25 protein-coding genes and 1 pseudogene are annotated in these 24,487 nt (G+C 58.8%); 18 read left to right on the plus strand and 8 right to left on the minus strand.

Annotated features, from left to right (window positions below; all coding sequences use genetic code 11):
* Window positions 1–36 precede the first annotated feature (36 nt).
* Window positions 37–441 carry an acyl-CoA thioesterase gene (locus CIC07_RS04995; protein ID WP_076358880.1) on the plus strand — a complete coding sequence of 135 codons (405 nt, stop codon included), beginning with the start codon at window positions 37–39 and terminating at the stop codon, window positions 439–441.
* A 46-nt stretch (window positions 442–487) separates the two neighbouring features.
* Window positions 488–1,267, plus strand: coding sequence for a Cof-type HAD-IIB family hydrolase (locus CIC07_RS05000; RefSeq protein ID WP_076358812.1), 780 nt, complete (start codon window positions 488–490; stop codon window positions 1,265–1,267).
* A gap of 255 nt (window positions 1,268–1,522) precedes the next feature.
* Here CIC07_RS05000 and CIC07_RS05005 read toward each other — a convergent pair whose 3' ends face one another.
* Window positions 1,523–2,737, minus strand: coding sequence for an MFS transporter (locus CIC07_RS05005; protein WP_076358813.1), 1,215 nt, complete (start codon window positions 2,735–2,737; stop codon window positions 1,523–1,525).
* Between the two features lie 261 nt (window positions 2,738–2,998).
* Between CIC07_RS05005 and CIC07_RS05010 the strand changes: the two genes are divergently transcribed.
* The 3 genes from CIC07_RS05010 (at window position 2,999) to CIC07_RS05020 (ending at window position 7,205) form a co-directional block, all read left to right on the plus strand.
* Window positions 2,999–3,949, plus strand: coding sequence for an NAD(P)/FAD-dependent oxidoreductase (locus tag CIC07_RS05010; protein ID WP_076358814.1), 951 nt, complete (start codon window positions 2,999–3,001; stop codon window positions 3,947–3,949).
* A 788-nt stretch (window positions 3,950–4,737) separates the two neighbouring features.
* Window positions 4,738–6,015 (plus strand): GIY-YIG nuclease family protein, encoded by a 1,278-nt coding sequence (locus CIC07_RS25315; protein WP_234993042.1) that lies wholly within the window; start codon window positions 4,738–4,740, stop codon window positions 6,013–6,015.
* 317 nt (window positions 6,016–6,332) lie between these two features.
* Complete coding sequence (locus tag CIC07_RS05020) at window positions 6,333–7,205, plus strand: SDR family oxidoreductase (protein WP_076358815.1); 873 nt, start codon at window positions 6,333–6,335, stop codon at window positions 7,203–7,205.
* Window positions 7,206–7,398: 193 nt separating this feature from the next.
* Here the strand turns inward: CIC07_RS05020 and CIC07_RS05025 are convergent, their stop codons facing one another.
* Window positions 7,399–8,223: an alpha/beta fold hydrolase gene (locus CIC07_RS05025; RefSeq protein WP_076358816.1), complete on the minus strand. Its 825-nt coding sequence runs from the start codon at window positions 8,221–8,223 to the stop codon at window positions 7,399–7,401.
* 183 nt (window positions 8,224–8,406) lie between these two features.
* Between CIC07_RS05025 and CIC07_RS05030 the strand changes: the two genes are divergently transcribed.
* Complete coding sequence (locus CIC07_RS05030; RefSeq protein ID WP_083688557.1) at window positions 8,407–8,907, plus strand: GNAT family N-acetyltransferase; 501 nt, start codon at window positions 8,407–8,409, stop codon at window positions 8,905–8,907.
* A gap of 85 nt (window positions 8,908–8,992) precedes the next feature.
* Here the strand turns inward: CIC07_RS05030 and CIC07_RS05035 are convergent, their stop codons facing one another.
* Window positions 8,993–10,129: a zinc-dependent alcohol dehydrogenase gene (locus tag CIC07_RS05035; protein ID WP_076358817.1), complete on the minus strand. Its 1,137-nt coding sequence runs from the start codon at window positions 10,127–10,129 to the stop codon at window positions 8,993–8,995.
* A gap of 153 nt (window positions 10,130–10,282) precedes the next feature.
* Between CIC07_RS05035 and CIC07_RS05040 the strand changes: the two genes are divergently transcribed.
* The 10 genes and pseudogenes from CIC07_RS05040 to CIC07_RS05085 all read left to right on the plus strand — a co-directional run bounded on the left by CIC07_RS05040 (window position 10,283) and on the right by CIC07_RS05085 (window position 17,499).
* Entirely contained in the window at window positions 10,283–10,900 is a 618-nt protein-coding gene (locus CIC07_RS05040) for a TVP38/TMEM64 family protein (protein WP_076358818.1), read from the plus strand.
* A 118-nt stretch (window positions 10,901–11,018) separates the two neighbouring features.
* Window positions 11,019–11,738 carry a TrkA C-terminal domain-containing protein gene (locus CIC07_RS05045; protein WP_076358819.1) on the plus strand — a complete coding sequence of 240 codons (720 nt, stop codon included), beginning with the start codon at window positions 11,019–11,021 and terminating at the stop codon, window positions 11,736–11,738.
* The gene (locus CIC07_RS05050; protein WP_076358820.1) at window positions 11,710–12,195 is read left to right on the plus strand and encodes a DUF4385 domain-containing protein; all 486 of its coding nucleotides are present in this window, start codon (window positions 11,710–11,712) and stop codon (window positions 12,193–12,195) included. Before CIC07_RS05045 ends, CIC07_RS05050 begins: the two co-directional genes overlap by 29 nt.
* A 34-nt stretch (window positions 12,196–12,229) precedes the next feature.
* Complete coding sequence (locus tag CIC07_RS05055; protein ID WP_083688559.1) at window positions 12,230–12,553, plus strand: thioredoxin family protein; 324 nt, start codon at window positions 12,230–12,232, stop codon at window positions 12,551–12,553.
* A gap of 254 nt (window positions 12,554–12,807) precedes the next feature.
* Window positions 12,808–13,536: an amino acid ABC transporter ATP-binding protein gene (locus CIC07_RS05060; protein ID WP_049869078.1), complete on the plus strand. Its 729-nt coding sequence runs from the start codon at window positions 12,808–12,810 to the stop codon at window positions 13,534–13,536.
* Window positions 13,537–13,564: 28 nt separating this feature from the next.
* Window positions 13,565–14,422, plus strand: a complete 858-nt coding sequence (locus CIC07_RS05065) for a transporter substrate-binding domain-containing protein (RefSeq protein ID WP_076358821.1) — start codon at window positions 13,565–13,567, stop codon at window positions 14,420–14,422.
* Between the two features lie 4 nt (window positions 14,423–14,426).
* The gene (locus tag CIC07_RS05070) at window positions 14,427–15,080 is read left to right on the plus strand and encodes an amino acid ABC transporter permease (RefSeq protein ID WP_076358822.1); all 654 of its coding nucleotides are present in this window, start codon (window positions 14,427–14,429) and stop codon (window positions 15,078–15,080) included.
* A gap of 18 nt (window positions 15,081–15,098) precedes the next feature.
* Window positions 15,099–15,737 (plus strand): annotated as a pseudogene (locus tag CIC07_RS05075) (amino acid ABC transporter permease); the annotation flags it as partial.
* A 176-nt stretch (window positions 15,738–15,913) separates the two neighbouring features.
* The gene (locus tag CIC07_RS05080) at window positions 15,914–16,675 is read left to right on the plus strand and encodes a sulfite exporter TauE/SafE family protein (protein WP_076358824.1); all 762 of its coding nucleotides are present in this window, start codon (window positions 15,914–15,916) and stop codon (window positions 16,673–16,675) included.
* A gap of 26 nt (window positions 16,676–16,701) precedes the next feature.
* Complete coding sequence (locus CIC07_RS05085) at window positions 16,702–17,499, plus strand: alpha/beta hydrolase (protein ID WP_076358825.1); 798 nt, start codon at window positions 16,702–16,704, stop codon at window positions 17,497–17,499.
* A 199-nt stretch (window positions 17,500–17,698) separates the two neighbouring features.
* Here CIC07_RS05085 and CIC07_RS05090 read toward each other — a convergent pair whose 3' ends face one another.
* The 4 genes from CIC07_RS05090 to CIC07_RS05105 all read right to left on the minus strand — a co-directional run bounded on the left by CIC07_RS05090 (window position 17,699) and on the right by CIC07_RS05105 (window position 21,088).
* Window positions 17,699–18,187 (minus strand): C40 family peptidase, encoded by a 489-nt coding sequence (locus CIC07_RS05090; RefSeq protein ID WP_076358826.1) that lies wholly within the window; start codon window positions 18,185–18,187, stop codon window positions 17,699–17,701.
* Window positions 18,188–18,451: 264 nt separating this feature from the next.
* Window positions 18,452–19,492 carry an ABC transporter ATP-binding protein gene (locus CIC07_RS05095; RefSeq protein WP_076358827.1) on the minus strand — a complete coding sequence of 347 codons (1,041 nt, stop codon included), beginning with the start codon at window positions 19,490–19,492 and terminating at the stop codon, window positions 18,452–18,454.
* Window positions 19,493–19,508: 16 nt separating this feature from the next.
* Window positions 19,509–20,318, minus strand: coding sequence for an ABC transporter permease (locus CIC07_RS05100; RefSeq protein ID WP_076358828.1), 810 nt, complete (start codon window positions 20,316–20,318; stop codon window positions 19,509–19,511).
* On the minus strand, window positions 20,315–21,088 hold the full coding sequence (locus CIC07_RS05105) for an ABC transporter permease (RefSeq protein ID WP_076358829.1): 774 nt from the start codon (window positions 21,086–21,088) through the stop codon (window positions 20,315–20,317). Before CIC07_RS05105 ends, CIC07_RS05100 begins: the two co-directional genes overlap by 4 nt.
* Window positions 21,089–21,259: 171 nt before the next feature.
* Here CIC07_RS05105 and CIC07_RS05110 point away from each other — a divergent pair, with 171 nt between their 5' ends.
* Window positions 21,260–22,123, plus strand: a complete 864-nt coding sequence (locus CIC07_RS05110; protein ID WP_076358830.1) for a DUF421 domain-containing protein — start codon at window positions 21,260–21,262, stop codon at window positions 22,121–22,123.
* A gap of 37 nt (window positions 22,124–22,160) precedes the next feature.
* Here the strand turns inward: CIC07_RS05110 and CIC07_RS05115 are convergent, their stop codons facing one another.
* Window positions 22,161–22,976, minus strand: coding sequence for a YhcN/YlaJ family sporulation lipoprotein (locus CIC07_RS05115; RefSeq protein WP_069202510.1), 816 nt, complete (start codon window positions 22,974–22,976; stop codon window positions 22,161–22,163).
* Window positions 22,977–23,432: 456 nt separating this feature from the next.
* Between CIC07_RS05115 and coxB the strand changes: the two genes are divergently transcribed.
* Complete coding sequence (gene coxB / locus CIC07_RS05120; protein ID WP_076358831.1) at window positions 23,433–24,473, plus strand: cytochrome c oxidase subunit II; 1,041 nt, start codon at window positions 23,433–23,435, stop codon at window positions 24,471–24,473.
* Window positions 24,474–24,487: the final 14 nt, after the last annotated feature.

Below are 24,487 nucleotides of genomic sequence, written 5' to 3' on the forward strand. Positions count from 1 at the left end.
GCAAGGATGCCAAGTCAGGAAATGGAGGCGCATGCGATGGTTTCGGAGCTTGAACTGATCGTCCGGTCGACGGAGATCGATGTGAACGGGCATGTGAACAACGCCAAGTACCTGGAGTATCTGGAGTGGGGACGGGAAGACTGGTACGAGCAAGCGGGACTGGATTACGCAGCCTTCCTGGAGATGGGCATCCAGACGGTGACGGTCAACGTGAACATCAACTACAGGCGGGAATGTGTGCAGGGAGACCGCCTGACGGTGCGCACGCATCCGCTGCGGGCCGGCCGGACCAGCTATGTCCTGAAGCAGGAGCTCGCGGATGCGGCGGGAGTCGTGAGGGCCGACGCCGAGGTGACGAGCGTCTGCATGGATGCGGCCGAGCGGCGCAGCAGGGAGCTGCCCGATCGGCTGCGAGAGGCGCTTCAGGCCGCGGACGCATAGGATCGAGGAAACGTTTCAACAGAGGGAATCTAGAGGGGGAATCATCATGACAGGCAAACTGATCTTTTTCGATATCGACGGAACGCTGCTCGACCATGACAAGAACATCCCGGCTTCCGCCAAGGAATCCGTCCGGCTGCTCCAGGAAGCGGGCCACGAGGTGGCGATCGCGACGGGACGCGGACCGTTCATGTTCAAGGAAATCCGCGAGGAGCTCGGCATCGAGTCGTTCATCAGCTACAACGGCCAGTATGCGGTCCGCAAGGGCGAGGTGATCGTGCGCAATCCGATCCGTCCGGAATATTTGCAGCGGATTACCGAGGCCGCCGCAGCCAATGACCATCCGATCGTCTACATGAACGAAGAGACGATGAAGGCCAATATCGAGCAGCATGACTACATCGACGAGAGCATGAGCTCGCTGGCGCTCAAGAACAAGGTCATGGAATGGGACAAGGAGTATTACATCGGGCGCGAGATCTACCAGTGCCTGCTCTTCTGCACGATCGGCGACGAGCTGAAGTACCGGGAGACGTTCCCGGAGCTGGACTTCATCCGCTGGCATCAGTTCTCGATGGACGTGCTTCCGCTCGGCGGCTCCAAGGCCAAGGGCATCGAGGCTTTTGTGAAGCTTGCGGGTGTCCGCCCGGAGGATGTCTACGCGTTCGGCGACGGGCTGAACGACATCGAGATGCTGCAGCTGGTGCATAACAGCGTGGCGATGGGCAATGCGATCGAGAGCGTGCAGAAGGCGGCCAAGCATGTGACGAAAGATGTGGCCGAGGACGGCATCAAGCATGGCCTGGAGCTTGTCGGCCTGCTGTAGGCTTCGGCAGGCATGTATCGGATCGGCGGAAGGCGGACCGCTTCGCGCCAAGCTGGTTGGTCCATAGGGACCGTAGCTCCCGATGCATGTCGAGAGAATGAATACGGATGCATAGCATAAGAATGAACGGCGATGCCTAGCAAAGCATGAGTTGGCGTAGCAAAAGGCATAGCGATACCATGCACGCCAATGGCATGGCGATGCCATGCACAAAAAAACCAGCCGTCCAACGGCTGGTTTTTTGATTCCGTCTTGTCAGCTGCGGGCTTGAGCCGTCCGGGTTACCCGCCGCTCGAGATGCCGGGTGCGGATGAGGATGGCTGCGCCGACGAGCATGAGCCCGTTGATGACGAACACGTATCGGATCGGAATCCAGCCGCCCAGCAGCCCTCCGATCATCGGGCCGAGCATCGTCGCCAGCTGGGTCGCGGACTGGTTCAGCCCGAAGGCGCGGCCGCGGAATTCCGGCTCCGTCACTTTCACGATCATGGCGTTCAGGGCCGGATACACACCGGCGAAGCAGAGGCCGTAAAAGAAGCGGAGCACGCCGAAGCCGACATAGCTGCTGGAGAAGAATTGCAGCAGATTGCCTATTCCGCCTCCCATCAGGCCGATGACGAGCACATTCGTATAGCCGATCCGGGAGCCGAACTTGCCCCACTGGGGAGCCGCGATCAGCGTCGCGATGCCGACGGCGGAGAAGATGATGCCGGAGAGCAGCGTGGCGTCGCTCTTGCCCGCTCCAAGCTCGATTACATAGACGGTCAGCAATGGCTCCAGGATCATGACGGAGAACGTGCCCAGCGCGACCAGTCCCAGCATCGTGACGAAGACGCGGTTCGAGAAGGCTTCCTTCAGATCCTGGCGGACCGAGGAGCGCACCGTCTTGCGGTTGAAGTTCTGCTCCTTGACGAAAAAGACGGCGATCAGCGCGGAGACGAGCACGATGCAGCCCGAAAAGACGAAGCTTTCGCGGTTGCCCATGTAATGGCTGACGATGCCGCCGATGAGCGGCCCTAGAATGCCGCCTGTCGCGCCGGAGGTCGCCATGATGCCGAGCGCGTAGCCGGTCTTCTCCTCCGGAGTATTTGTCGCCACGAGCGCGATTGCCGCGGGCACGTATCCGGCGAGCAGGCCCTGGCCGATGCGAAGGAGGAGGAACAGATAGGGATCGTGGATGAAGAAGGTGAGCATGTACAAGGCCGCAAGGGCGAAGCCGGAGCGGATGAGCATCGGCCGCCTGCCGTATTTGTCCGAGAGGGAGCCCCAGTAGGGCGCGATCAGCGCGCTCGCGAGAAACGTGATGCCGAAGGCGAATCCGGACCAGAGCGTGAGCCGGCTCGAGACGCCAAGCTCGTTATGCAGGAAAATCGGGATGAAGGGGATGGAGATCGAGTAGGCCGTGCTGCAAAAAAAGACGCCGGTCCACAACACAAGGAGGTTGCGCTTCCATAAGAATGAATCCGCCATGAGGGGTATCAAATCCTTTCTGGGGGCTGGCTGGACCCTGGTTCTAGCCTATATTGGGTTCGAAATTATTCCCGAACTCGGTTGCTTGCGGTGTTCTCCGATCGTTGCCGTCATCTTCCATTCTACTCCTCCCCCTCTCGGAATCCAACCCTCAAAGGCAAGTTGGGCGCAGGGTCAATCCCGGGTATGCCGATTAGCTTCAGCTGAGTTTCGGTAATAATAGCAGAAGAAAGCTATGCCGGAAGGAGACGGAAAAGAGTCATGCGATACGATGTCGTCATTGTCGGGGGCGGACTTGCGGGACTGAGCGCGGCGGTTCAGCTGGGCCGCTACAACCATAAGGTGCTGGTCGTCGATTCCGATAACGGGAGATCGAACTTCTGCCTTCGTTACCAGAATCTGATCGGCTGGAAGAACGGGGTCGGCGGTCCGGAGCTGCGCAAGGCGGGCAAGGAGCAGGCGGAAAAGGTCGGCGTCAGGTTCGTCAAGGGAAAAGCCGTCACAGCGAAGGCGGACGGAGCGGAAGCGTTCGTCATCGAGACGGATGCCGGAGAGCGGTACGAGGGGCGGAGGCTGCTGCTGGCGACAGGCGTCATGGACAGGCTGCCGCCGCTCGAGGGACTGGTTCCTTGTCTCGGCATCAGCATCTACGTCTGCCCGGATTGCGACGGCTACGAGCTGTCTGGCCGGAGAGCGATCGTCATGGGCTCGGGAAATCCGGGAGCGCATATGGCGGATATCCTGACTTATTGGACGCAGGATCTGGTCTATGTGAACCATGAGCAGCAGGAAGTCGCTCCCAATCTCATGGACAAGCTCCGGCAGAAGGGCGTCGAAATCATGGAGGAGCCGATCCGCCGCCTGATCATCCGGGATGAGCAGCTGCAGGGAATCGTCCTGGAGTCGGGCAAGGAAATCGAGGGAGGCAAGGCATTCGTCGCCTTCGGCGGCAACGAGGTGCGTTCCGGACTGGCGGCGCAGCTCGGCGTCGCGCTGCACGGCAACCGCCATATCGAAGCGGATCCGCGCACCAAGATGACGAATGTCCGGCATGTGTGGGCTGCAGGCGATGTCCTTGCGCATTCGGAGCAGGCTTCCATCGCCATGGGCGACGGCTGCCAGGCGGCGATCTGGATACACAAGAGCCTCATCGAAAAGGATGGGAGCAAGGCGCTGAGGCCTTTGGAGGCGGCGGTCGAGCAGGGAAAATAGGAGGATGGGTGCTGCGACATGGGCTGCAGCTGCGCTTATCAGCAGCAGCGGCGTGCAACCCGTCCGGTTCAGACAGGGCTGACGAATGGCAGGAAGCTGTGCTTCCCGCGATCCGCCAGCCCTGCTTGTGGTCATGAGAGGGCTCCAGGCGACGAAGCGGCCTATTGGCTGGAGGATGGGAGACAAAAGGCCAGAACAGCCGTTAGGATGCCCATACATGGAGCAGGTTGTCCGACAATCGGAGCGCGCATGTTGTCGGGGGCCTTTTGGCCGGATCCGATGCCCGAAGTGAGAGTACGCAAATCAGCGTTCCGATCAGCCAAATTCGGAACTTGGTTGCGAGAAAGATAGCCGATATTTGTCAGGAAGCTTCGTGATATCGCCCAGTGGACGGGTTGAGTGTCTAAATGCGACGGTTCTTCCGCTCGAGACGGCCGCTGCGATCCAGCCTTTCGCCGAGCGAGGCTTTCCAGCTTTTCAACCGTTTGCTGCGACGGCCGCAAAGGGCATCGCAAATCCGGACGATGCCGTGGAGGCACCAGACCAGTTCGTACGAGGAGCTTTCTTTTCTTTCTATGATGGCACTGGGAGCTCTTCGAATCATGGACAAACCCCTTTCTCCGTATATCCGTTGTCGGTGAAAGTGTATCAAATCGGATCGCAAACATCCATTTTTTTACATTTATATGACGGAATGGCTCATGATCTTCCTTTTTCCGTAGGCCGGCGTTAAAATGAGGCTCTAGAACAAATGTTTGGAGCCGCCGAACAACGGAGGAGGACAGGCGATGCCGTTCCAGTTCAAGGCCGGGGACTATCCCGACAAGCCCGGCTGCTACCTGATGCGCGACGCATCGGGCCGTCTGCTGTATGTCGGCAAGTCCAAGAAGCTGAGGAGCCGTCTGCGTTCCTATTTTCATACACATCATAAACGCAAGCGGCTGAGAGAGCTTGTCGGCCTCATCGATTCCATCGAAGTGCTGCTCGTCAACAACGAAACCGAGAGCCTGCTGCTGGAAAACAACCTGATCAAGATCCATAAGCCGCCCTACAATCGAGCGCTGAAAAAGGACAACAGCGGCTACGCCTACCTAATGCTGACCGCCGAAAGGATTCCAAGGCTGGACGTTTATTATCGCGACCGCCGCGAGCAGGGGGGCGCACCCTCTTCCGCAGAGGAGGCCAGCCAAGCATGCCTTTCCTTGCAGCCGAAAGATCGGAATGCATCGAACACCTCGAACGCATTGAACGAGCCGGACGCTCCGAATGCATCCAGAAAAGGGTGGAACCATTCCGCTTCATCTGCTCCAACAGCATCAACAACCTCGGCTGCTGTCAAGAACAGTCCGGCGAATGCCGGACTGGAGCCGAAGCGCTTCGGGCCGTTCGCGAGCGCCCGCTTCCGCAACGAGCTGCTGGAGTTCGTCGCCGACCACTACAAGCTGCGTTCCTGCACCAAGCTGCCCAAGCGGGCCTGCCTGCTCTACCACATCGGCAAATGCAGCGGAATCTGCGAAGGGCATATCAGCGAGGAGGAGTACGGCGAGAAGGTCAAGCAGGTATCCGATCTGCTGTTCAGCGGCAGCAAGGAGGCGCTGATCGCGCAGATGTACCGACAGATGGGCGAATATGCCGAGCAGCTGAAGTTCGAGAAAGCCCAGAATATGCTGGGCCATATCCGCAACCTCGAGAAAACGCCGGACAAGCAGATCGTCGACCGCGAGACGAATGTGAACCAGGAGGTCCTCTACTTCGGCGAGGAAGGCGTCATGATCGCCAAGGTGCAGGAGGGCATGCTCCGCGACCTGCAGCTGCACGAGCTGGAGCGCGGGTACGGCGAGGCGGCCTGCGACCGTTTCCTGATCCATCGTTATCGGCACAACACCAAGCCGGACGAGCTCATCGTCAATGCCGTGTCCGATCCAGGAGCGGTTCGCAGGGCGCTCCGCATGCCCGGAGATGGCCGGGCCCGCCCGCTTCTCATTACGCAGCCCAAGCGCGGATTGAAGCATGCGCTGCTGCAGCTGTGCAAGGAGAACTACGAGTATCGCAAAGGCGGCGGCTGACAGCCGGACATGGAAGGTGCCTCGGGAAGCCGCTTCTCGGATGCTGAAGCTGCCGCCGCAAATAAAGCCGGCATCCCGGACATGGAAGTTTGCCACCGCAAATGAAGCTTGTCTTCGGATAATTAAGCCTGCCTTCGAAAATTGCTTGCCTCCCGGATAGTGAAGCTTGCTATTTCAAGCTTGCTTCATCTTCCGCATGGGTAATAGGACATAGCTTGAACGCAAATGCCAAGAATGGAAGCCGGCGGCGAGCGGAGACCGATCCGTATCGTGCAGGCCAGACCGGATTCAGGCTATTCAGGAGAGGAGGCGCAGCCATGCAGCAGCCGTTGATGCTCGTTACCGGAGCGAATTCCGGGATGGGTCTGGCTACGACCGTCGAGCTTGCCCGATCGGGCGCGCAGGTCGTCATGCTTTGCCGCGACGCTCGGCGAGGAGCGGAGGCGAGGGAGGAGGCCATCCGCCGCAGCGGATCGAGCGATATCATGCTGATGACGGCCGATCTCGGTTCCCTCGACAGCATTTCCCGGTTCGCCGAAGATTTCCGTGCCCGCTACTCCCGGCTGGACGTGCTCGTGAACAATGCCGGGGTGGTCACCGTGAAGCGGGAGACGACGGAGGACGGCTTCGAGCGGATGATCGGCGTGAACCATCTGGGGCATTTCGCGCTCGTCCACGGCTTGATGGAACCGCTCCTGGCAGCCGGGAGCTCGCGGATCGTGATCGTCTCCTCCGGCGCCCATAAGGCGGGCAGCATTCATTTTCCCGATCCGCATCTCACGAAGGGCTTCAATGTCGTCAAGGGGTATGCACAGTCCAAGCTCGCGAATCTGCTGTTCGCGCTGGAGCTGAGGAAGCGCTTCGGTGATCGAGGGATTCACGTGCATGCCCTCCATCCTGGGGCCGTATCGACCAGCCTGGGCGTCAGCCGCGAGACGGGTTTCGGCAAGGCGGTCTACAAGCTGCTGACCCCGTTCTTCCAGACGGCGGAGGCAGGCGCCTCTACGGCCATTTACCTGGCGCTGTCGGAGGAGGGCGGAGAGGATGGAAGCTTGTACTACATCAAAAGCAAGCCGGCCGAGCCTTCCCGCAAGGCTTTGGACGAAGAAATGGCCGCGCGGCTCTGGCAGTGGAGCCAGCAGCAGACCGGCCTGGCCTGGGGCGAGCCTCCGGCAGCCGTAGTCCGCTGAGCTGCGGGATGCCGGTCGAATTGTCCGATGGCTTCATCCAAACAAGGAAAAGGCAGCCGGAGCTACCGGCTGCCTTTTCCTTGTTTGGCCGAGCGAAGCCGCTCTTGCACGGTCCTCGAGCCTTCTAGGTCCTCGAGCCTTCTAGGTCCTCGAGCCTTATGGGTGCTCGAGCCTTTATCCTCCTCCAGCCTGCTCATGCCTGCGGCCAGGCTGCCGCCAGGAAATCCTCGAGCCTTCGCTGGAACAGCTCCGCCTCGTCGAACAGCAGGCCGTGCCCGCTCTTTTCGAACCGATAGGCTGCCGCTCCGGGCAGAGCGGCAGCGAGCTGCTCGGAGGCGGCTCGCGGGACGATGCGGTCGTGAACGCCGTAAAAGACGGCGGAAGGCAGCCCGGCCAGCCTGTTCAGCTCCCCGCTCGAATCTTCGGCCAGAGCCGCCTCGGCCCCCGAGACGGTTCCGGCAAGCGAAGCTTCCAGCCCGAGAGAAGCGAACCAGCTCATGAATTCGGGGCTGTGGTAGCGGTAAAACATCTGTTTGGCATACCCGGTCACCATGGCCGGCCGGTCGGCCTTGGCTTTGTCGATCAGATCCTTCGTTTGAGCCGCATTCAAGCCATGGGGCCACTCGGCGCTCTTGGCAAGGGAGACGGCGGCGGAGACAAGGGCGAGTCCGGCCAGCTTCTGCCTGCCGTGGCGGACCGCATACCGGATCGCGGCTCCTCCTCCGGTGGAGAAGCCGGCCAGCAGGAATCGTCCAAGTCGGAGCGACTGTCTGATATCTTCCAAATCGTCGGCGGTCTGGTCATGGGAATAACCGTTCCATGCGGCGTCCGAACGGCCGAAGCCTCTCAGATCCGGTGCGATGCAGCGATAGCCGAGAGCGGGCAGGCGCGCCAGCTGGGCATCGAAGATCCGATGGTTCAGAGGCCATCCGTGCACCAGCAGCAAGGGAACGCCTTCGGAGGGGCCGGAGACATGGACATAGAGGGCGGTGCCGTCCCGGGTTTCAATATAAGGCATGCTGGACCTCCTTTGGACCAAATAAGACTGGACTAAGAGGATATGTCCGCCTTCTCCTTCTTATGAGAGAAGTTCAGCCCCTTTCCGGCATCCGAAGGAGTTCCTATGGAAATTCCGGTCTTGACGATTATACTGGAATCAGATAGAGAATGGACAAGGAGAGTGGGAGGAGAAATGGCGTCTATGGCCCCTGATCAGGAAGCGGCAAACATCCGCGAAGAGAAATTCGAGATCGTGATCGTCGGCAAGCGGGACCGGGATCTGCATGAGCTGATCGGCAGGCTCGACGCGGAGCTGCTGGAGCGTTATCCCGCCGATGAGATCTTCGGCCTTGATTTTGACAGTCCCAAGGCGGATAAGACGACATTCGCAGTCGCCTACCTCGGCAGCCGTCCGGTCGCCTGCGGGGCGTTCCGGCCTCTGGAAGCTCCGTATGCGGAGATCAAGCGCTTCTTCGTGGAGAGGGACTGCCGCAAGCTGGGCATCGCTTCCCGCATGCTGGCCTATCTGGAGCGCAAGGCAGCCGAGGCCGGACATGCCGTCATGCGGCTGGAGACCGGGGAGGCGCAGCCGGAAGCGGTCAGCCTGTACAGCAAGTTCGGCTACGAGGTCATTCCGGCATTCGGAGAATACGCCGGCTGCGAATCCAGCCTGTGCATGGAGAAGCGTTTGGACAACGGATAGGCCGAAGCCCGAAAAAAGGCTGCCGGGGAACTCCTTCGACGTTGAAGGGTTTCTCCGGCAGCCTCTTTGTTGGAATAATTATCCCTTACGGCTTCAAGACGACCTTGATGCAGTCTTCCTTCTTGGTATCGAAGACATCGTATCCATGCTCCGCCTCGCTGAGCGGCAGCCGATGGGTGATGATATCCGTCGGATCGAACACGCCTTCCTTGATCTGCTTGTACAGCTCGGGCATGTAGTGGATGACGGGGGCTTGGCCCATGCGCAGATTGATGTTCCGCTCGAACAGGCGGCCGAGAGGGAACATGTTGTAGGTGGCGCCGTACACGCCGACGAGCTGGATCATGCCGAACTTGCGGACCGATTCGACGGCGAGATCGAATGCGCTGAGCGAGCCGCCCTGCAGCTTGAGCAGCGTCTCGACCTTCTCGAGCGTCGACTTCTGCGCGTCAAGTCCGACGCAGTCGATGACGACCTCGGCTCCGCCCTTCGTAATTTCCTTGATGTAAGCGCCCGTGTTGTCCGTCTCCATGAAATTGATCGTTTCTACGTTGTTCGTGCGGCGGGCGTGCTCAAGCCGATATTTGATATGGTCGACGGCGATGACGCGGCCAGCTCCCTTGAGCCAGGCGAACTTCTGCGCCAGCAGGCCGACCGGCCCGCAGCCGAGGATGACGACGGTGTCTCCTTTTTTCACTCCGGCATTGTCCACGCCCCAGTAGGCGGTCGGAATGATGTCGGAGAGGAAGACGACCTGCTCGTCCGTCAGCTCGGAGTCCTCCGGAATTTTGAAGGGCACGAAGTTGCCGTAAGGAACGCGAAGCAGCTCGGCTTGCCCTCCCTGAAACCCTCCATATGTATCGGAGTAGCCGAAGTAGGCGCCTGTATCGTGGTTGTCGTTGGAATTGTCGCATTGGCTCTCCATCTGGTTCTGGCAGAAGAAGCATTGACCGCAGCTGACGTTGAACGGAATGATGACGCGGTCGCCTTTCTTGACGCTCGTCACCTCGGGGCCGACTTCCTCCACGATGCCCATCGGTTCGTGGCCGATGACGTAATCGTCGTACATGCCCTGGATCTCGCCGTTGAAAATATGCAGGTCCGAGCCGCATATGGCCGTTGTCGTGATCCGGACGAGCACGTCGTCCTTCTTTTGCAGCTTGGCATCTCTGACTTCCTTGACCTCGACCTTGCGTCTTCCCTGATAGGTCAATGCTTTCATGCGCATGCGCTCCTTTTATCGCTTTTATCGGCAAGCTTTGCTGCAGGACGGATTGGCGGTGCGGCTGCGATAATCCGCGCATAGTGTAGCCCTTTATTTGAGTTTCTAACCGCACTGTATGTAGAATGAAGCTACAAGGAGGCGGGAGTCGGGATGAACAAACTCAAATGGCTGTCGGCAGCCGGATATGCCGCCGTTCTGGCGGCCGTCTACTTCTATCATCAGCCGATCATCGCCTGGATGAAGGCCGGCGACGCCCCGGCGGCGCTGATGGCTCTTGCGGCGGCAGGCTTCGCTTTCTTTCCGATCGTTCCTTACGGAATCGTCATCGGCGCGCTCGGCTATATGTACGGTCCGCTTGCGGGGGGACTCATCAGCCTGTTCGGGGCATGGACGGCGGCGCTGCTGATGTTCGGCGCGCTGCGTTATTTTTTTCAGGACAAGGGACGCCAGTGGCTGGGCAAGGTCAGGCAGCTGGACGGCTTCGTGCGCATGACGGAGCGGCATCCCTTCTTGTCCATCCTGATCGCGAGGATGATTCCGGTCATTCCTCAGTATGCGGTCAACGCATACGCCGCGGTCGCGGGAATTCCGTTCGCGCTGTACGCTGCGGCCTCGGCGCTCGGCAAGGTGCCGGCCATGCTTATCTATGCTTACGCCGGCCAAAGCCTTGCCACCCATCCCTCCCGCATCTTCGCGCTGGCCGTCGGGTATATCGCCTTTCTCGGGCTGGTCCTGATCGCCTACAGGCGTCTGGCGTCGCGTTCGTGAAGACGGATGAATGAGACTTTCCCTCAGCGGGTAGAAGAAGGGTAAAGGGAACGAAGCGGCCGGCGATCCGGATCGATGCGCGCTCCCTGACAAGGGAACAGGAAAGGTGCCGACGTTCATGGGCTATGCCTTTATCGCGCTTTATTTGCTGATCATCCTGATGGTGCTCCGACTAAGCACGATCCTGCTCGTCATGACCGGGATGGAGCCGAGCCAGTCCAGCTTCCAGGCGGCTTCCATGCTGACAGGGGCTGGCTTCACGACGTCCGAATCCGAGCTCGTCCTGCGCCATCCTGTCCGACGGAGGATCGGCCTGGCGCTCATTTTATTCGGCGCCTTCTCCCTCGCGGTGCTGGTCTCCGTCATCAGCAGCCTCATCTCCGAGAACGACCATATGTCCGTGCTGGCGTCTGTGGCGGCGCTGCTCGCCTGTGCCTGGCTGCTCCTGAGAGTGCCTGCGGCCAACCGGCGAGTCGCCCACTGGATCGCGAACCGGGTTCCATCCCATACGGAAGGAGCTCCGTTGCCGGTGGAGGAGCTGGCGGACGACCTGCATCAGGAGGACGTCATGGGCGTCCAGATCGCGGCGGATTCGCCATGGCTCGGCTTGACCTTGAGGGAAGCTCTGCCCGAGGGAGAGGAGATCGTCCCTCTGGCCATCAAGCGGGACGGCCGCAAAATCCGCAAGGACCGTTGGGAGACGCCGATCGAAGCCGGCGACTTCGTGCTGCTGTATGGCGAGGAGGAAGCGATCCAGGCTTCTTGCCGGGCGGTTTCGGCTTCCGAGGACGCGCCAAGGAGGAGTGCCGATGACCGCGGAAAAGGGGGAGAAAGGTAGGGAATTCGACTACGGAATGGATTACGCTGCCATCGATTTCCGCCGTCAGCCCGAGCTGTACACCGTCGGCAGGGGAGAGCAGGGCGTGCTCATGATCGAGCCGTACAAGAGCGAGATTCTTCCATTTTGGCGCTTCAAAACACCCGAAGCCGCGGAGGAGTCCTCCCGGAAAATTCTGGAGCTGTTTCGAGGCTATAAGGAAAAAGCTGAATTTCCCGGCATGGACATGGCGCGCAAATTTCTGCAGATGGGTTATACGAGAGCGAGAAGGTACGCCAATCATCGAAGCGGCCGCAAATACGATCCGGTGACGGGAAAGGAATTGCCGCGGGAAATCGACGAGACGAAGGCCCGTTCCGCAGCTGTTTTCAAGGAAGCCTGGGATTCAGCCAAGAAAGACCCGGATTATATTCGGATGAAGCAGGAGCATATAATCAATCACGAGCAGGAAGGGTAGGCTTTCTGTCCCAAAGGAAGGCAGGAAAGAACGGATGGCTTTGACGGAAATGAACGAAAACACCTTCCTCGCGCTTGGGCGCATCCACCGCAGGGAGGCTCTTTTCTTTTCGACCCCCCTATGCGGAACGTGCCGGGTGGCGGAGAAGCTGCTGGAAGCTGCCGCTTCCATCGGCGGCACAGTGCCGGTCAGCAAAATCAATATCAACTTCGCTCCGAAGCTGCGCGAGAAATGGCGGATCCGAAGCGTGCCCGCGCTTGTCATTCTGGAGAACGGCCAGCCGGTCGAGACCGTCTATGCGATGCAATCGGCGGCAGCGCTGTTTATGAAGCTGAAGAAACCGGGTATAGAAGCTTAATGGAAGAACGTGGGTCTAAAGGGCTGGAATCTATCTTATTCATGAGAAAATATCTTTCATGAGTAAGAGTTTATTTGATTTTGCAATCGCTTTCTATGACATGATGAGAAAATTTTCAACATACAGTTCAAAAATAGCTGTCTTTAAGTTATGATAGTTGACATAATCTTATTGAAAAAAAAGGATTAGCAGGATGAGGCTGACGTCTGACTTCTTCTTTTTTCTTCTTACTTTCATCGGAACGGAGGTATGCCATGATTTCTTTCCGGCAGGTCAACAAGCACTTCGGGAATTTTCATGTCCTTCAGGACATCAGCCTCGATATCGCCGAAGGCGAGGTCGTCGTCATCATCGGGCCTTCCGGATCGGGCAAAAGCACGCTTCTGCGCTGCATCAACCGGCTGGAGGACATCTCGGACGGCGTGCTGGAAGTAGACGGCGCGGCCGTGCATGACAAAGGGACGGACATCAACGCTCTCCGCCGCCGCATCGGCATGGTTTTCCAGCATTTCAACCTGTATCCGCATCTTAAGGTCATCGACAATATTACGCTCGCTCCGGTGAATGCCGGAGGCGTAAGCAAGGAAGAGGCGCGCAAGACCGCCAAGATGTATCTCGAAAAGGTCGGCATTCCGGACAAGGCGGATTCGTACCCGTCCGAGCTGTCGGGCGGCCAGCAGCAGCGGGTCGCCATTGCCAGAGGCCTGGCCATGAAGCCCAAGATCATGCTGTTCGACGAGCCGACCTCGGCGCTTGACCCCGAGGTCATCGGAGAGGTGCTCAGCGTCATGAAGCTGCTCGCCAAGGAAGGCATGACGATGGTCGTCGTCACCCATGAGATGGGCTTTGCCCGCGAAGTGGCGGACCGGGTCGTGTTCATGGACGGCGGACGGATCGTCGAGGAAGCGAAGCCGGCGGACTTCTTCGAACGTCCGCAGCAGCCTCGCGCCCGCGATTTCCTGAGCCGGGTCATCAACCACTAAACCAGACAAAGAAAAGGGGAAACGGACAATGAAGAAAAACAGGCTTTGGGGCGCAGGCGCGTCTCTGCTGCTGGCAGTTGCCCTCGTGGTTTCCGGATGCGGAGCCAAGAACGACAATAACGGTGACGGCTCCGCAAGCAACGGCTCGGCAGGCGGAACGGAAGCAACGGGCGTCATCAAGGATATCAAGGACCGCGGCAAGCTCATCGTCGGCGTCAAATACGACACGAAGCTGTTCGGCCTCAAGGATACGGCTTCCGGCAACGTCGAAGGCTTCGACATCGACATCTCCAAGGCGATCGCCAAGAAGATCTTCGGCGACGAGAGCAAGATCGAGCTCAAGGAAGTGACGAGCAAGACCCGCATCCAGATGCTCGACAACGGCGACATCGACCTCATCGTCGCGACGATGACGATCACCGACGAGCGCAAGAAGCAGGTCGACTTCTCCGACGTGTACTTCAAAGCCGGCCAGTCGCTGCTCGTCAAGCAAGGAAGCCCGATCACCGGCCTGAAGGACGTCACGAAGGACACCAAGGTCCTTGGCGTCAAAGGCGCGACTTCGATCAAAAACATCGAAGACAAGGTCCCTGGCTTGCGAGTGCTGCAGTTCGAGAATTACCAGGAAGCCTTCACCGCTCTGAAGGCGGGCAAAGGCGATACGCTCACGACCGACAACGCCATTCTGTACGGCATGGCCAAGCAGGATCCAGGCTACACGGTCGTAGGCGGCACGTTCACGGATGAGCCTTACGGCATCGCCGCCAAGAAAGGCAACGCCGATCTGCTCGCTCTCGTCAATGAAACGCTGAAAGAAATGAAGGACAGCGGCGAATACGCCACCATCTATGAAAAATGGATAGGCGAGAAGCCTCCGACGGAGTAGGCCTATGCTGGACTTCTCGGTACTGACCAACAACATGGACGATTATCTCGAAGGATTCAAGTATACGATCTATGCCAGCCTGCTCGGGCTGGCAGGCAGCTTCGTGCTCGGCACGCTGATCGCCGTGTTCCGCATTTCGCCTTTTGCGGCTCTTCGCGGCTTCGGCACGGCTTATGTGGAATTCTTCCGCAATATTCCTCTGCTTCTGGTCGTTTATCTGTTCTATCTGGGATTGCCTACGGCGGGAATTCAGCTGGACGGCTTCCAGGCCGGTACGCTCGGATTGACGATTTATACGTCTTCCTTCATCGCCGAAGCCATCCGAGCGGGCATTCAATCCGTTCCCGCTGGGCAGATGGAGGCTGCACGCTCGTCGGGCTTGACCTACCTCCAAGCGATGAGGCATGTCATCCTTCCCCAGGCGGTTCGGATCGTCATTCCGCCGATCAGCAACCAGTTTCTGAACCTGGTGAAAAACTCGTCTATTCTAGGAGTCGTAGCGGGCCTGGATCTGATGTATTTCGCCGATCAAGTCAATCTCAACACTTTTCTACCGGTAGAGACTTATCTGTTCACGGGTGCTTTCTACCTCATTCTGACCTTCCCGCTGGCTTACGCGACGCGCGTTCTGGAGCGCAAGCTGGCGCGAGCCGGTTAAAAAAGGGGAGGACGCCACATGAACTTCGCAGGAGCACTTGCTCCCCATAATCTCAAATTTCTGCTGGAGGGCTTCTTGCTTACGCTTGAAGTGGCGGCGATTTCCATCGTTCTGAGCTTCGTTCTCGGCGTGCTTCTCGGCATTCTCCGTTTTGCCAGGATCCGCATCGTATCCCCGCTTGCGGGTATTGTCGTGGAAACGATCCGGAACCTTCCGCTTATCCTGCTCATTTTCTTCACCAAATTCGCGCTGCCGGAATTCGGCATCAAGCTGTCTATTTTCTGGGCGGCGGTCGTGGCCCTCTCCATTTTCGAAGCGGCCATGATCAGCGAGATCGTGCGGAGCGGTCTGAAGTCAGTGAACAAGGGGCTTGTCGAGGCGGCGCGATCCTCGGGATTGAGCTACATCCAGACCCTTCGTCTCGTCGTTCTTCCGATCGGCCTGCGGCGGATGGTTCCGCCGCTCGTAAGCCAGTTCATTTCCCTGCTCAAGGATACTTCGCTTGCCGTCATCATCACGCTGCCGGAGCTCATGCATAATGTAGCGATCGTATCCGGCCAGGATCCTAAGCAGGTATTCCCTGTTCTGATCTTCGCCGCCCTCCTCTACTTCCTCGTCAACTACGGCCTCTCCCTGCTTTCCAAGCGATTGGAAGTCAACGAGGGAGCGCGCCGCAAGCCGGCCGGCAAGAAGGCGGGGCCGGGAGCGGGAACCAAAGCAGCTGCAGAAGCCTAGCCTAAATCATCCCGACGGGGCATGGACATCCATGCCCCGTTCGCTTTACAATGGACTCACTTGCCGTCCACTTTATGACAAACGGGGTCGAAACATCCATGACATGGGACATCTTCGCTTTAGTGGCGGCCGGGGGTTTTCTGGCCGCCTTCGTCGATTCTGTCGTCGGAGGCGGAGGCCTCGTCTCCGTGCCCGTCCTGCTGACGGCCGGGCTGCCGCCGCATCTGGCGCTCGGGACGAACAAGCTCGCCGGCACGATGGGCTCGCTTACGAGCACGCTTGCGTTCATGCGCTCCGGCAAGGTGGAGATGAGTGTCGTCAAGCGGTTGTTCCCGCTGACGCTCATCGGCTCAGCATGCGGCACGCTGCTCTTGCAAGCGGTACCATCGGCCTGGCTGAAGCCGCTTGTCGTCGTGCTGCTGCTGGCCATCACCGTCTATACGCTGTTCAAGCGCAGCTGGGGAGGCGAAGGCGTTTACCGGGGCAGCCTGACACGCCGGGCGGGCCTGCTGCTGGCCGCCGCGGCCCTGCTAATCGGCGGCTACGACGGCTTTTTCGGACCCGGAACGGGATCGTTCCTCATCTTCGTCTTCCTGATGGCAGGCTTTGATTTCGTCCGAGCGGCGGGTAATGCCAAGGTGCTCAACTTCGGCAGCAACATCGCCAGCCTCATTACGTTCGCATGCCTCGGAAGTATCGATTGGAGAATCGGCCTTGCGATGGGCGTCTTCATGGTCGCCGGCTCGCTAGCCGGATCCCGGCTAGCCATCCGTCAGGGAGCCAAGTACGTCCGGCCGCTGTTCATCTCCGTCAGCTCGCTTTTGATTCTCAAGCAGATCTGGGATCTCGCATCCCGCTAATTTGATGATGAAGGGAAGTCCTGCGAATGGCTCTTATCCAATGCGACTTTTTCTCTGATGTTCTCGGCTTGTCCTGTTCCATGAACGTAATCCTGCCGCAGCAGACGACCCGTCAGATCGGGATGGAAGGAAAGGCGGGAGAAGGCGGGCGCTACCCCGTGCTGTACCTTCTCCATGGCCTGTCGGACGACCATTCCATCTGGCTCAGGCGCACATCCATCGAACGGTATGCGGCCGGACTCGGAATCGCCGTCGTCATGCCGGCCGTGCAGCGCGGCTTCTACGCGGACATGCATCGCGGCGGGCGGTACTGGACATTCGTAAGCGAGGAGCTGCCGGAGCTCGCCTCGCAGTTCTTCCCGATCTCAAGACAGCGGGAAGACAGCTTTGCGGCGGGCCTGTCTATGGGCGGATACGGAGCGATGAAGCTCGGCCTTGCCCGTCCGGACCGTTTCGCGGCCGTCGCCAGCTTGTCGGGCGCGATGGACATCCGCCGCCGATACGATCAGGACGTGACGGCACGTCAGGAGATCGAGAACATATTCGGTCCGGAGGAGCAGCTTCCAGGCAGCATCAATGATCTGTTCCATCTGGCCGAGCAGACGGCGGCGCTCCCGGCGGAGCAGCGGCCGATGCTGTATCAATGCTGCGGAACCGAGGACTTCTTATATGAAGAGAATGTCGAGTTCAAGGAGCATGCTCTCCGTCTCGACCTGCCGCTTCATTATGAGGAAGGACCGGGCGAGCATGAATGGGGATATTGGGATGCGGCGATCCAGCGCGTGCTGGCGTGGCTCCCGCTCAGGGACGAAGCGCGCTCGTAGGAGCGCGTTTTTTTCGTGGGCGGCCGGTTTCCACGGATTGCCTGCAACCGTAGAGCTCGAGGATGCGTCAAAGGTAACATAGCGGAAGTCAACCGGCAGGCCGCTTCTGCCGCATCGTAATCCCGATGCATTTCCTCGGTGAAGACGAAAAAAGCTCCCCGAAGGGAGCCAAATCGATCCGGCAGCGGCCCAGCTTGTCCTAGAGGACGCGGCGAGCCGTGTTGTAGTGGTCTTTCCACCAGCCGGAGTTGATGGTATCGGTCGTGACGCCCGGCTTGCCGTACGTGTGGACGATTTTGCCGCCGCCGATGTACATGCCGACATGCGTTACAGGGGAGTAGAAGAAGACGAGATCCCCGGGCTTGAGGTTGCTCTTGGAGACGTATTTGCCGACCTTGGATTGCGCTTTGGACGTGCGCGGAAGCGTGATGCCTGCTTTTTTGTAGGCGTACTTCATCAGGCTGGAGCAGTCGAAGTATTTGGTCGTGCTGGTGGAAGCGCCGAATTTGTAAGGAGTGCCCATCTGCGCTTTGGCGGCATTGATGACGGTCGTGGCTTTCGAGGAAGCCGACGCGGTTGCCGCCTCCGCTTTCGGTGCCGACAGGAGGGCGCCTCCGGAAATGGCGATGCTAAGTGCAAGCGCAGCAGCTGCGATTTTTTTTGTAAGTTGGTTGAAGTTGAATGTCATGATGTATGATTCCTCTCTTCTTGTGGAAGTATTGGAGCGGCTGATCAATTCCGCATAAACACCATAACACAGCTGAAAGCTGCCAACCCTTTCCTCTGAGACCTAAGAACTAGGCTTCATGCGGCTTCTCCCCCTTTTGTGAGAAAAAAATGAGAAACCTCTCATATCGGTTTAAGCCTGCCTTCAGCTGGTTTTAAGCCCGAAAAGGCGCCAGGCAGACCGGTTTCCGGCCTGCCTGGCGCCTTTTCATCCTTTCCTTCCGCGCTAGTACAGCTTATGGACGACATCCTCGAATTCCGGTTCCCTCATCCGGATATCCTCCAGCTCGCCGAATTTTTCAAGCTCCCGAAGCACCTGGACGCTGCTTGACGTCTCCAGGTCGCATTCAAGGACGAGCGTGCGGTCTTCAAGGGATTTCAAGCGGATGCCGGCCGCGGCCGGGGAAGGCGGCTCGGGACAGGGGAGTCCGCCTGCCGCCGCAGGGGCGCTTTCGCACAGGCTTCGAAGCTGCGCGGCCGCGGCCGCGGCGCTCTCCGCCTGCCGGAAGGTCACTTCCATGACAGCGGGCAGCCCGATGCGTGCCCGCAGCTGCGCGATGCCGCCGTCATAGTCGAGCTTGCCGCTGCTGATGACGAGCACCCGGCTGCACAGCTGCTCGATATCGTCCATATCATGGGTCGTCAGCAGGATGGTCGTCCGCATCCTCTCATTGATATCGCGCAGGAGAGAACGGATGTCCCGCTTGGACGCGGCATCGAGGCCGATCGTCGGTTCATCCAGGATGAGGATGGACGGCTCATGCAGCATCGCCGCCGCCAGATCGCCTCTCATCCGCTGGCCGAGCGACAGCTTGCGGACCGGCGTGTCCATGAAACCCGACAGGCGCAGCAAGTTCTCTAGCTCTTCGATCCGGCTTCTTTTCCGCTGCGGGGTCAAGCCGTACATAGCCGCCAGGATATCGTAGGAATCGCGCAGCGGCAAGTCCCACCATAGCTGGGTGCGCTGCCCGAACAGCACGCCGAGCGTGCGCGCGGCTTCCTTGCGCTTGCGGTGTGGATTGATTCCCCCCAGCAGGACTTCTCCTTGGGTGGGATGCAGGATTCCCGAAAGCATTTTGATGGTCGTCGATTTGCCGGCTCCGTTCGGGCCGATGAATCCGGCGAATTCGCCTTCGGCAATCGAGAAGCTCATATCCGATACGGCCTGCTTCGGCATGGACCGCCGGCGGAACAAGCCGAGCCGTTTGCCCGATGCTTCCGGATCCGGCACCCGGAATTCCTTGGTGAGTCCGATCGCTTCGATCATGTTCATTCTCCTTTCGTCACGAGCCGGTGCTCTGATAGCGCGACAGGCCGAATTTCCACATTTGCAGGGACAGGAGGAGCATCGCTGCCGCTACGCCGACGCTGAGTCCGAGCGTCCAGGCTCCATGGGTGCCGCGGATGATGTAGAGGGCGGGCATATAATTGATGAAGGCGACCGGAATGAGACCGGTAAGCAGCCCTTGCAGCCAGCCGGGATAAATGGTGAGCGGATATTGGGCGGCGGTGCGCGCGGCGTCCTCGGTCAGCACCTGAAGAGCTTCGATGCGGGTCAGCCAGAATCCGGCCGAGGCTGTGAGCAGCCCGATGCCGAACATGAGGACGGCTCCTGCCGCGATGGCGGCGGCCGTCAGCGGGATTGCGGTCCAAAGGCCGGGCCTGCCCTCGAAGATCGCTCCGAGCGAGATGGTGAGCATGGAGACGCCGAGCAGCATCTCGCCGAATCTCGGCGAGAAGTTCTGAGCCATCAGGATGAGGAGGACGGGAGCCGGACGCAGCAGCAGCCCGTCGAGATCGCCGCTGACGAGATACTTCTCGAGGTGATGGACATCGGAGGCGAAGCTGCGGTACAGCGCTTTGGACAAGGTGAGCACGGCGTACAGATAGCCTGATTCCGCGATGCTCCAGCCCTGGATCGTGCCGAACCGGTTCAGCACGACGGCAAGAAGGGCGAACTCTACCGCATTGATCATTGCGGAGGCGGCGATGCCGACCCAGAAGTTGAACGAATACTGCATCCGGCTCCGGAAGCTGGAGCGGATCAGAAGACGGTACATCGTTGCGAATCGGCTCCATTCGGCTCGGTTCATCCGCCCTGCACCTCCACCTTGCGCCGCATGAAGCCGGTGACAGCGAGACAGACGAGAGTGAGCACAACGCACCAGATCAGCGACGGGCAAATCGCGGCGATGCCGTCATAACCCAGATAAATCCGGCTTGGTATGTAGCTGAGGCTCGGGTAGAAGGACCAGCGGCTGATCCGACCCATCCAGCCCGGAAGCCATTCGATCGGGATCAGGAAGCCGGACAGAAGTGTCGAGAAAGCGTAGTTCAGCCACTGGAACCAGGAGGATTCCGTTGTCCAGAGAGCGGCCGCGCCGATGAGATATTGGACGCAGATGGAGAGGTAGGCGGCGCAGACTACGGCAGCGGCCGAGGCGGCCGCAGCGGACAGGGCAGGGAGCCGCAGCGGTACGGCGAACAGGTACACGATGTAGATCGGCAAGCTTTTGTACATAGCCTGGTATGCGATCTGTCCCCATTCCCTGCACATGAGCTGGTAGAACAAGTGCACCGGCCTGACGAGCTCGGTCGCGATCGCCCCGGTACGTACGAGCTGCGGAATTCCGAGGCCGTTGGAGGTGAAGGACGTCACCCATAGGAGGCACTGGTTGAGGGCTACGTAGGAGACTAGCCCGGAGAGCCCGTAGATGCCGAGATCCTTGGTCTCGCCGATCCCCGTCCATATCGACAGGTAAATGAAGCCGAACATGGCGCTGGCAACGTTGTGAAGCAGATGGGATGCGCGGTATTGAAGGTTGCGGTTGAAGCTGGCGCGCGATAGCGCATAGAAAAGCATGAGGCACCTCGATTCTTCAGATAATGGCATATCTTCCAAATAAGGTGAAATGCGCAAGAGAGCGGAAGAACATCATATCCCATCTCATGCTTCCGGCGCAATCCCTTTTTGACGCATTTTTCCGTATTCTCTGGACATCATAGGAAAGATACGGAAGGGAGGAGTCCAACAATGCCGCAATGGCTGGAAATCATGCTGCGCACGCTCAGCTCGGTGGTGGTCATGTTTATCGTAGCGAAGCTGCTGGGCAAGCGCCAAATCTCCCAGCTGTCTCTGTTCGAGTACATTACGGGCATATCCATCGGCAATATTGCCGGCTACATCTCCATGGACACGGAGACGCAGTGGTACTTGGGATTTGTCGCCATCGGAACATGGGCGCTTATTTCTGTCGGCATGGAATATGCCACCATGAAGAGCAGGGCGATCGGCGGAATCGTCGACGGAAAAGGAACCGTGCTCATCAAAAACGGCTCCATTCTCGAAAAGAACTTGTTCAAGGAGAAGCTGACGCTCGACGAGCTTCTTGAACAGCTGCGGAAGAAGAGCATATTCAAGGTTTCCGAGATCGAATTTGCCGTGATGGAGAAAAGCGGAGAAATCAACGCGCTGCTCAAAAAGGAAAACCAGCCGCTGACGCCATCCATGCTCGGCTGGAAAATGTCGAGGGAGCCGGAGACGCAAACCGTCATGATGGACGGTCAAGTGCTGCAGGAGCCGCTGCAGGAGACGGGGCTGGACGAGGATTGGCTGCGCCATGAGCTGTCCAAGCTCAAGGTGAAGCCGGAAAACGTGTTCCTGGCGCAGGTCGACGCCAAAAAACAGCTGACCGTGCAAACAGGATCTCTCGATGGCTCGCTCGAGCCGAACAGCCTGACGCCGAGGCAGCAGCTGCTCGCAACGCTGCAGCAGGCCAAGGCGGATCTGGACCAGTTCGGCCACTTCGCCCGCACCGACGAAGAAAGGGAGGCCCTTCTGTCCGGATCGCGCCAGCTGGATCAAGTCATCCGCCTCGCGCAGCCGGAGCTGAAGTGACGCTCCCCGTGTTGTTTCTATATTATATAGAAGCTTGTCAGCGATTCTGGCTGGCGCCTCCGGCGTCGCCGGGATTGCCGAAGCTTCCGGTCTCCGGATCGGAGCCGCTGTATTTGCCGATGATCGCCTTGCCGCCGTTCTTGTCGGCCTTCTGCTTGATGATCTGCAGAGGCACGGGCATTTCGTTGCCGCCGGCAAAATGCTTCTGCACCAAAATGTTGAACGGCTCCACATAAGGGCTCAGATCGCTGCCGGCCCAGGATTCGCGGGAATACTCGACGAACTGGTTGACCAGATCGCGATTGGCCGTAATGTGGACCTCCTGGACGGCGGGCGCAAGCTTGCGGACACGCACGGCGATCGTCTGCTTCAGCTTGCTCGACAGCTCGTTGTGGTCGTTGACGGAGAAATACGAATTGTAGGGCGTGACAAGCTGGCGGTTGTCCCATTTGTCGCTGCCGGTCTGATGGTTGTAGACGCCCTCCATCCAGCCGCCGTTGTTCTGCTCGCGGATGACCTTGCTGCCGCTGCGGACCGCATGGGTTGCCGTTCCGTCGAGCACGATGCCCACATAGGCGTTCTTGTCGGTCAGCATGACGATAGCCTGTCCGATTCCGTTGAGGCGGGTGACGTCGCGCGAGAGCTGCGAGCTGTATTCGAAGAAGCGGTTATGGTGCTGGGTGGAGTCGGTGCCGAGCGTTCCGTACATCCGGCTTCCTTGCATTTTGGGATCGTTCTTCTGGCGCGTGCCGTAATTCTGGTCGCTGTTCTGGACATGCTGCTTGTAGCTGCAGCCGCCGAGCAGCAAGGATAAGATCAGGGCGGAAGCAAGTACCCGTGATGGCTGTCTCATGAAGTGAGCCTCCCCTTTCGTTTGTGGCGAGTGCCTTTAGGATTCGCCGCGGAGGGGTAAATATGCGGTCCCGGACCTATACATAATTGACCATGGGTTTGGTGAACAATGATAAGGTGGACAGGCGCGCAAACCATGAATTGGAAGCCTTTCTCGGTGTCCGAAGCTCTTTTTGACAGCTTTGAGAACAATTTGTGAACTCTCTGTGGAACATTGACAATTAGGGGCTTCAACTTTATATTTAATAAAGTAATTGACATGCAGGAGTTGCCATTTTTAAAGCTGTGCATGAAGCATTTGCCTCAAGACGTACATAAGGAAGAGAAAGCGTTTCACCGGATGAATCCGGGTGGTTTTCCAACTCCTACAATCGTTCCGTAAACGGATGACTGCCTTCCGGCGGTTCTCCGTTTTTGCTTGGGCAAATGCCGAAAACGTCAAAAGTGGGGTTGATGAATGATGAAACGGTGGCATCTTGCACGACGTCTCCTGCCGTTGCTCGCAGGAATGGCTCTGTTCCTATCGGCATGCGGACGGGCCGACTTGTCCACGCTGAGGCCGCAGGGTCCGGTGGCGCTCGAACAATTCAATCTGATGAAGCTCACCATCACGATCATGGTGCTCGTCATCGTGGTTGTTTTCGCACTATCCTTCTATGTAATCGTTAAATTCCGCCGTCGTCCCGGAGACAACAAGGTCCCGGTGCAAGTGGAAGGCAACCACAAGCTCGAGATCATCTGGACCGTCATTCCGATCGTTCTCCTTCTGATTCTTGGCGTCCCTACGGTCCAGTCGGTATTCGGCCTGGCCAAGGACTATTCCAAGGACGACAACGCCGTACAGGTCATCGTGACCGGCCATCAATACTGGTGGGAGTTCGAATACCCTCAGTACGGCATCAAGACCGCTCAGGAACTGATGATTCCGACCGGCAAGACGATTTCCATCTCCGCCAAATCAGCGGACGTCATCCACTCGTTCTGGATTCCATCGCTTGCCGGCAAGATCGATACGAACCCGGGAAGCAACGTCAATAAAATGTACTTCAGCTCCAAGCATGACGGAGTGTACCTCGGCAAATGCGCCGAGCTGTGCGGGCCTTCCCATGCTCTCATGGACTTCAAGGTGAAGTCCGTCAGCAACGATTCCTTCGACCGCTGGGTAGCGGGAATGAAGGAGCCTGGACAGCTGCCGGCCGATGCGGCCATCAGCGACGTGTTCCAGAAGCAGTGCCTCACCTGCCACGCGGTAGGCGACAAAGGCCTGCAGCTGTATCCGAACCTGACCAACATCGGCGACCGTGAAACGATCGGCGGCATCCTGGTCAACACGGACGATCCGAAGTATAAAAACGAAGGCTCGACTTACGACAACCTGAAACGGTGGATCTCCGATCCGCAAGCGGTTAAGCCGGGCAACTCCATGCCGAAGGTTGACCTGACTAAGGAACAGATCGACGGCATCGCCAAGTATCTGTCCGAATACAAGCAGAAGTAGCATTCACCTATCGG

This window comes from Paenibacillus sp. RUD330 (assembly GCF_002243345.2).
Taxonomy (GTDB): Bacteria; Bacillota; Bacilli; order Paenibacillales; family Paenibacillaceae; genus Paenibacillus_O.

Excerpts from the sequence above, each read along its gene's own strand:
- coxB (WP_076358831.1), top strand. The coding sequence starts at position 23,433 with ATGATGAAACGGTGGCATCTTGCACGACGTCTCCTGCCGTTGCTCGCA.
- CIC07_RS05045 (WP_076358819.1), top strand. The coding sequence starts at position 11,019 with ATGGGCTATGCCTTTATCGCGCTTTATTTGCTGATCATCCTGATGGTG.
- CIC07_RS25315 (WP_234993042.1), top strand. The coding sequence starts at position 4,738 with ATGCCGTTCCAGTTCAAGGCCGGGGACTATCCCGACAAGCCCGGCTGC.
- CIC07_RS05020 (WP_076358815.1), top strand. The coding sequence starts at position 6,333 with ATGCAGCAGCCGTTGATGCTCGTTACCGGAGCGAATTCCGGGATGGGT.
- CIC07_RS05110 (WP_076358830.1), top strand. The coding sequence starts at position 21,260 with ATGCCGCAATGGCTGGAAATCATGCTGCGCACGCTCAGCTCGGTGGTG.
- CIC07_RS05010 (WP_076358814.1), top strand. The coding sequence starts at position 2,999 with ATGCGATACGATGTCGTCATTGTCGGGGGCGGACTTGCGGGACTGAGC.
- CIC07_RS05085 (WP_076358825.1), top strand. The coding sequence starts at position 16,702 with ATGGCTCTTATCCAATGCGACTTTTTCTCTGATGTTCTCGGCTTGTCC.
- CIC07_RS05025 (WP_076358816.1), bottom strand. The coding sequence starts at position 8,223 with ATGCCTTATATTGAAACCCGGGACGGCACCGCCCTCTATGTCCATGTC.
- CIC07_RS05090 (WP_076358826.1), bottom strand. The coding sequence starts at position 18,187 with ATGACATTCAACTTCAACCAACTTACAAAAAAAATCGCAGCTGCTGCG.
- CIC07_RS05040 (WP_076358818.1), top strand. The coding sequence starts at position 10,283 with ATGAACAAACTCAAATGGCTGTCGGCAGCCGGATATGCCGCCGTTCTG.
- CIC07_RS05080 (WP_076358824.1), top strand. The coding sequence starts at position 15,914 with ATGACATGGGACATCTTCGCTTTAGTGGCGGCCGGGGGTTTTCTGGCC.
- CIC07_RS05105 (WP_076358829.1), bottom strand. The coding sequence starts at position 21,088 with ATGCTTTTCTATGCGCTATCGCGCGCCAGCTTCAACCGCAACCTTCAA.
- CIC07_RS04995 (WP_076358880.1), top strand. The coding sequence starts at position 37 with ATGGTTTCGGAGCTTGAACTGATCGTCCGGTCGACGGAGATCGATGTG.
- CIC07_RS05055 (WP_083688559.1), top strand. The coding sequence starts at position 12,230 with ATGGCTTTGACGGAAATGAACGAAAACACCTTCCTCGCGCTTGGGCGC.
- CIC07_RS05095 (WP_076358827.1), bottom strand. The coding sequence starts at position 19,492 with ATGATCGAAGCGATCGGACTCACCAAGGAATTCCGGGTGCCGGATCCG.
- CIC07_RS05060 (WP_049869078.1), top strand. The coding sequence starts at position 12,808 with ATGATTTCTTTCCGGCAGGTCAACAAGCACTTCGGGAATTTTCATGTC.
- CIC07_RS05115 (WP_069202510.1), bottom strand. The coding sequence starts at position 22,976 with ATGAGACAGCCATCACGGGTACTTGCTTCCGCCCTGATCTTATCCTTG.
- CIC07_RS05100 (WP_076358828.1), bottom strand. The coding sequence starts at position 20,318 with ATGAACCGAGCCGAATGGAGCCGATTCGCAACGATGTACCGTCTTCTG.
- CIC07_RS05070 (WP_076358822.1), top strand. The coding sequence starts at position 14,427 with ATGCTGGACTTCTCGGTACTGACCAACAACATGGACGATTATCTCGAA.
- CIC07_RS05035 (WP_076358817.1), bottom strand. The coding sequence starts at position 10,129 with ATGAAAGCATTGACCTATCAGGGAAGACGCAAGGTCGAGGTCAAGGAA.
- CIC07_RS05030 (WP_083688557.1), top strand. The coding sequence starts at position 8,407 with ATGGCCCCTGATCAGGAAGCGGCAAACATCCGCGAAGAGAAATTCGAG.
- CIC07_RS05000 (WP_076358812.1), top strand. The coding sequence starts at position 488 with ATGACAGGCAAACTGATCTTTTTCGATATCGACGGAACGCTGCTCGAC.
- CIC07_RS05005 (WP_076358813.1), bottom strand. The coding sequence starts at position 2,737 with ATGGCGGATTCATTCTTATGGAAGCGCAACCTCCTTGTGTTGTGGACC.
- CIC07_RS05065 (WP_076358821.1), top strand. The coding sequence starts at position 13,565 with ATGAAGAAAAACAGGCTTTGGGGCGCAGGCGCGTCTCTGCTGCTGGCA.
- CIC07_RS05050 (WP_076358820.1), top strand. The coding sequence starts at position 11,710 with ATGACCGCGGAAAAGGGGGAGAAAGGTAGGGAATTCGACTACGGAATG.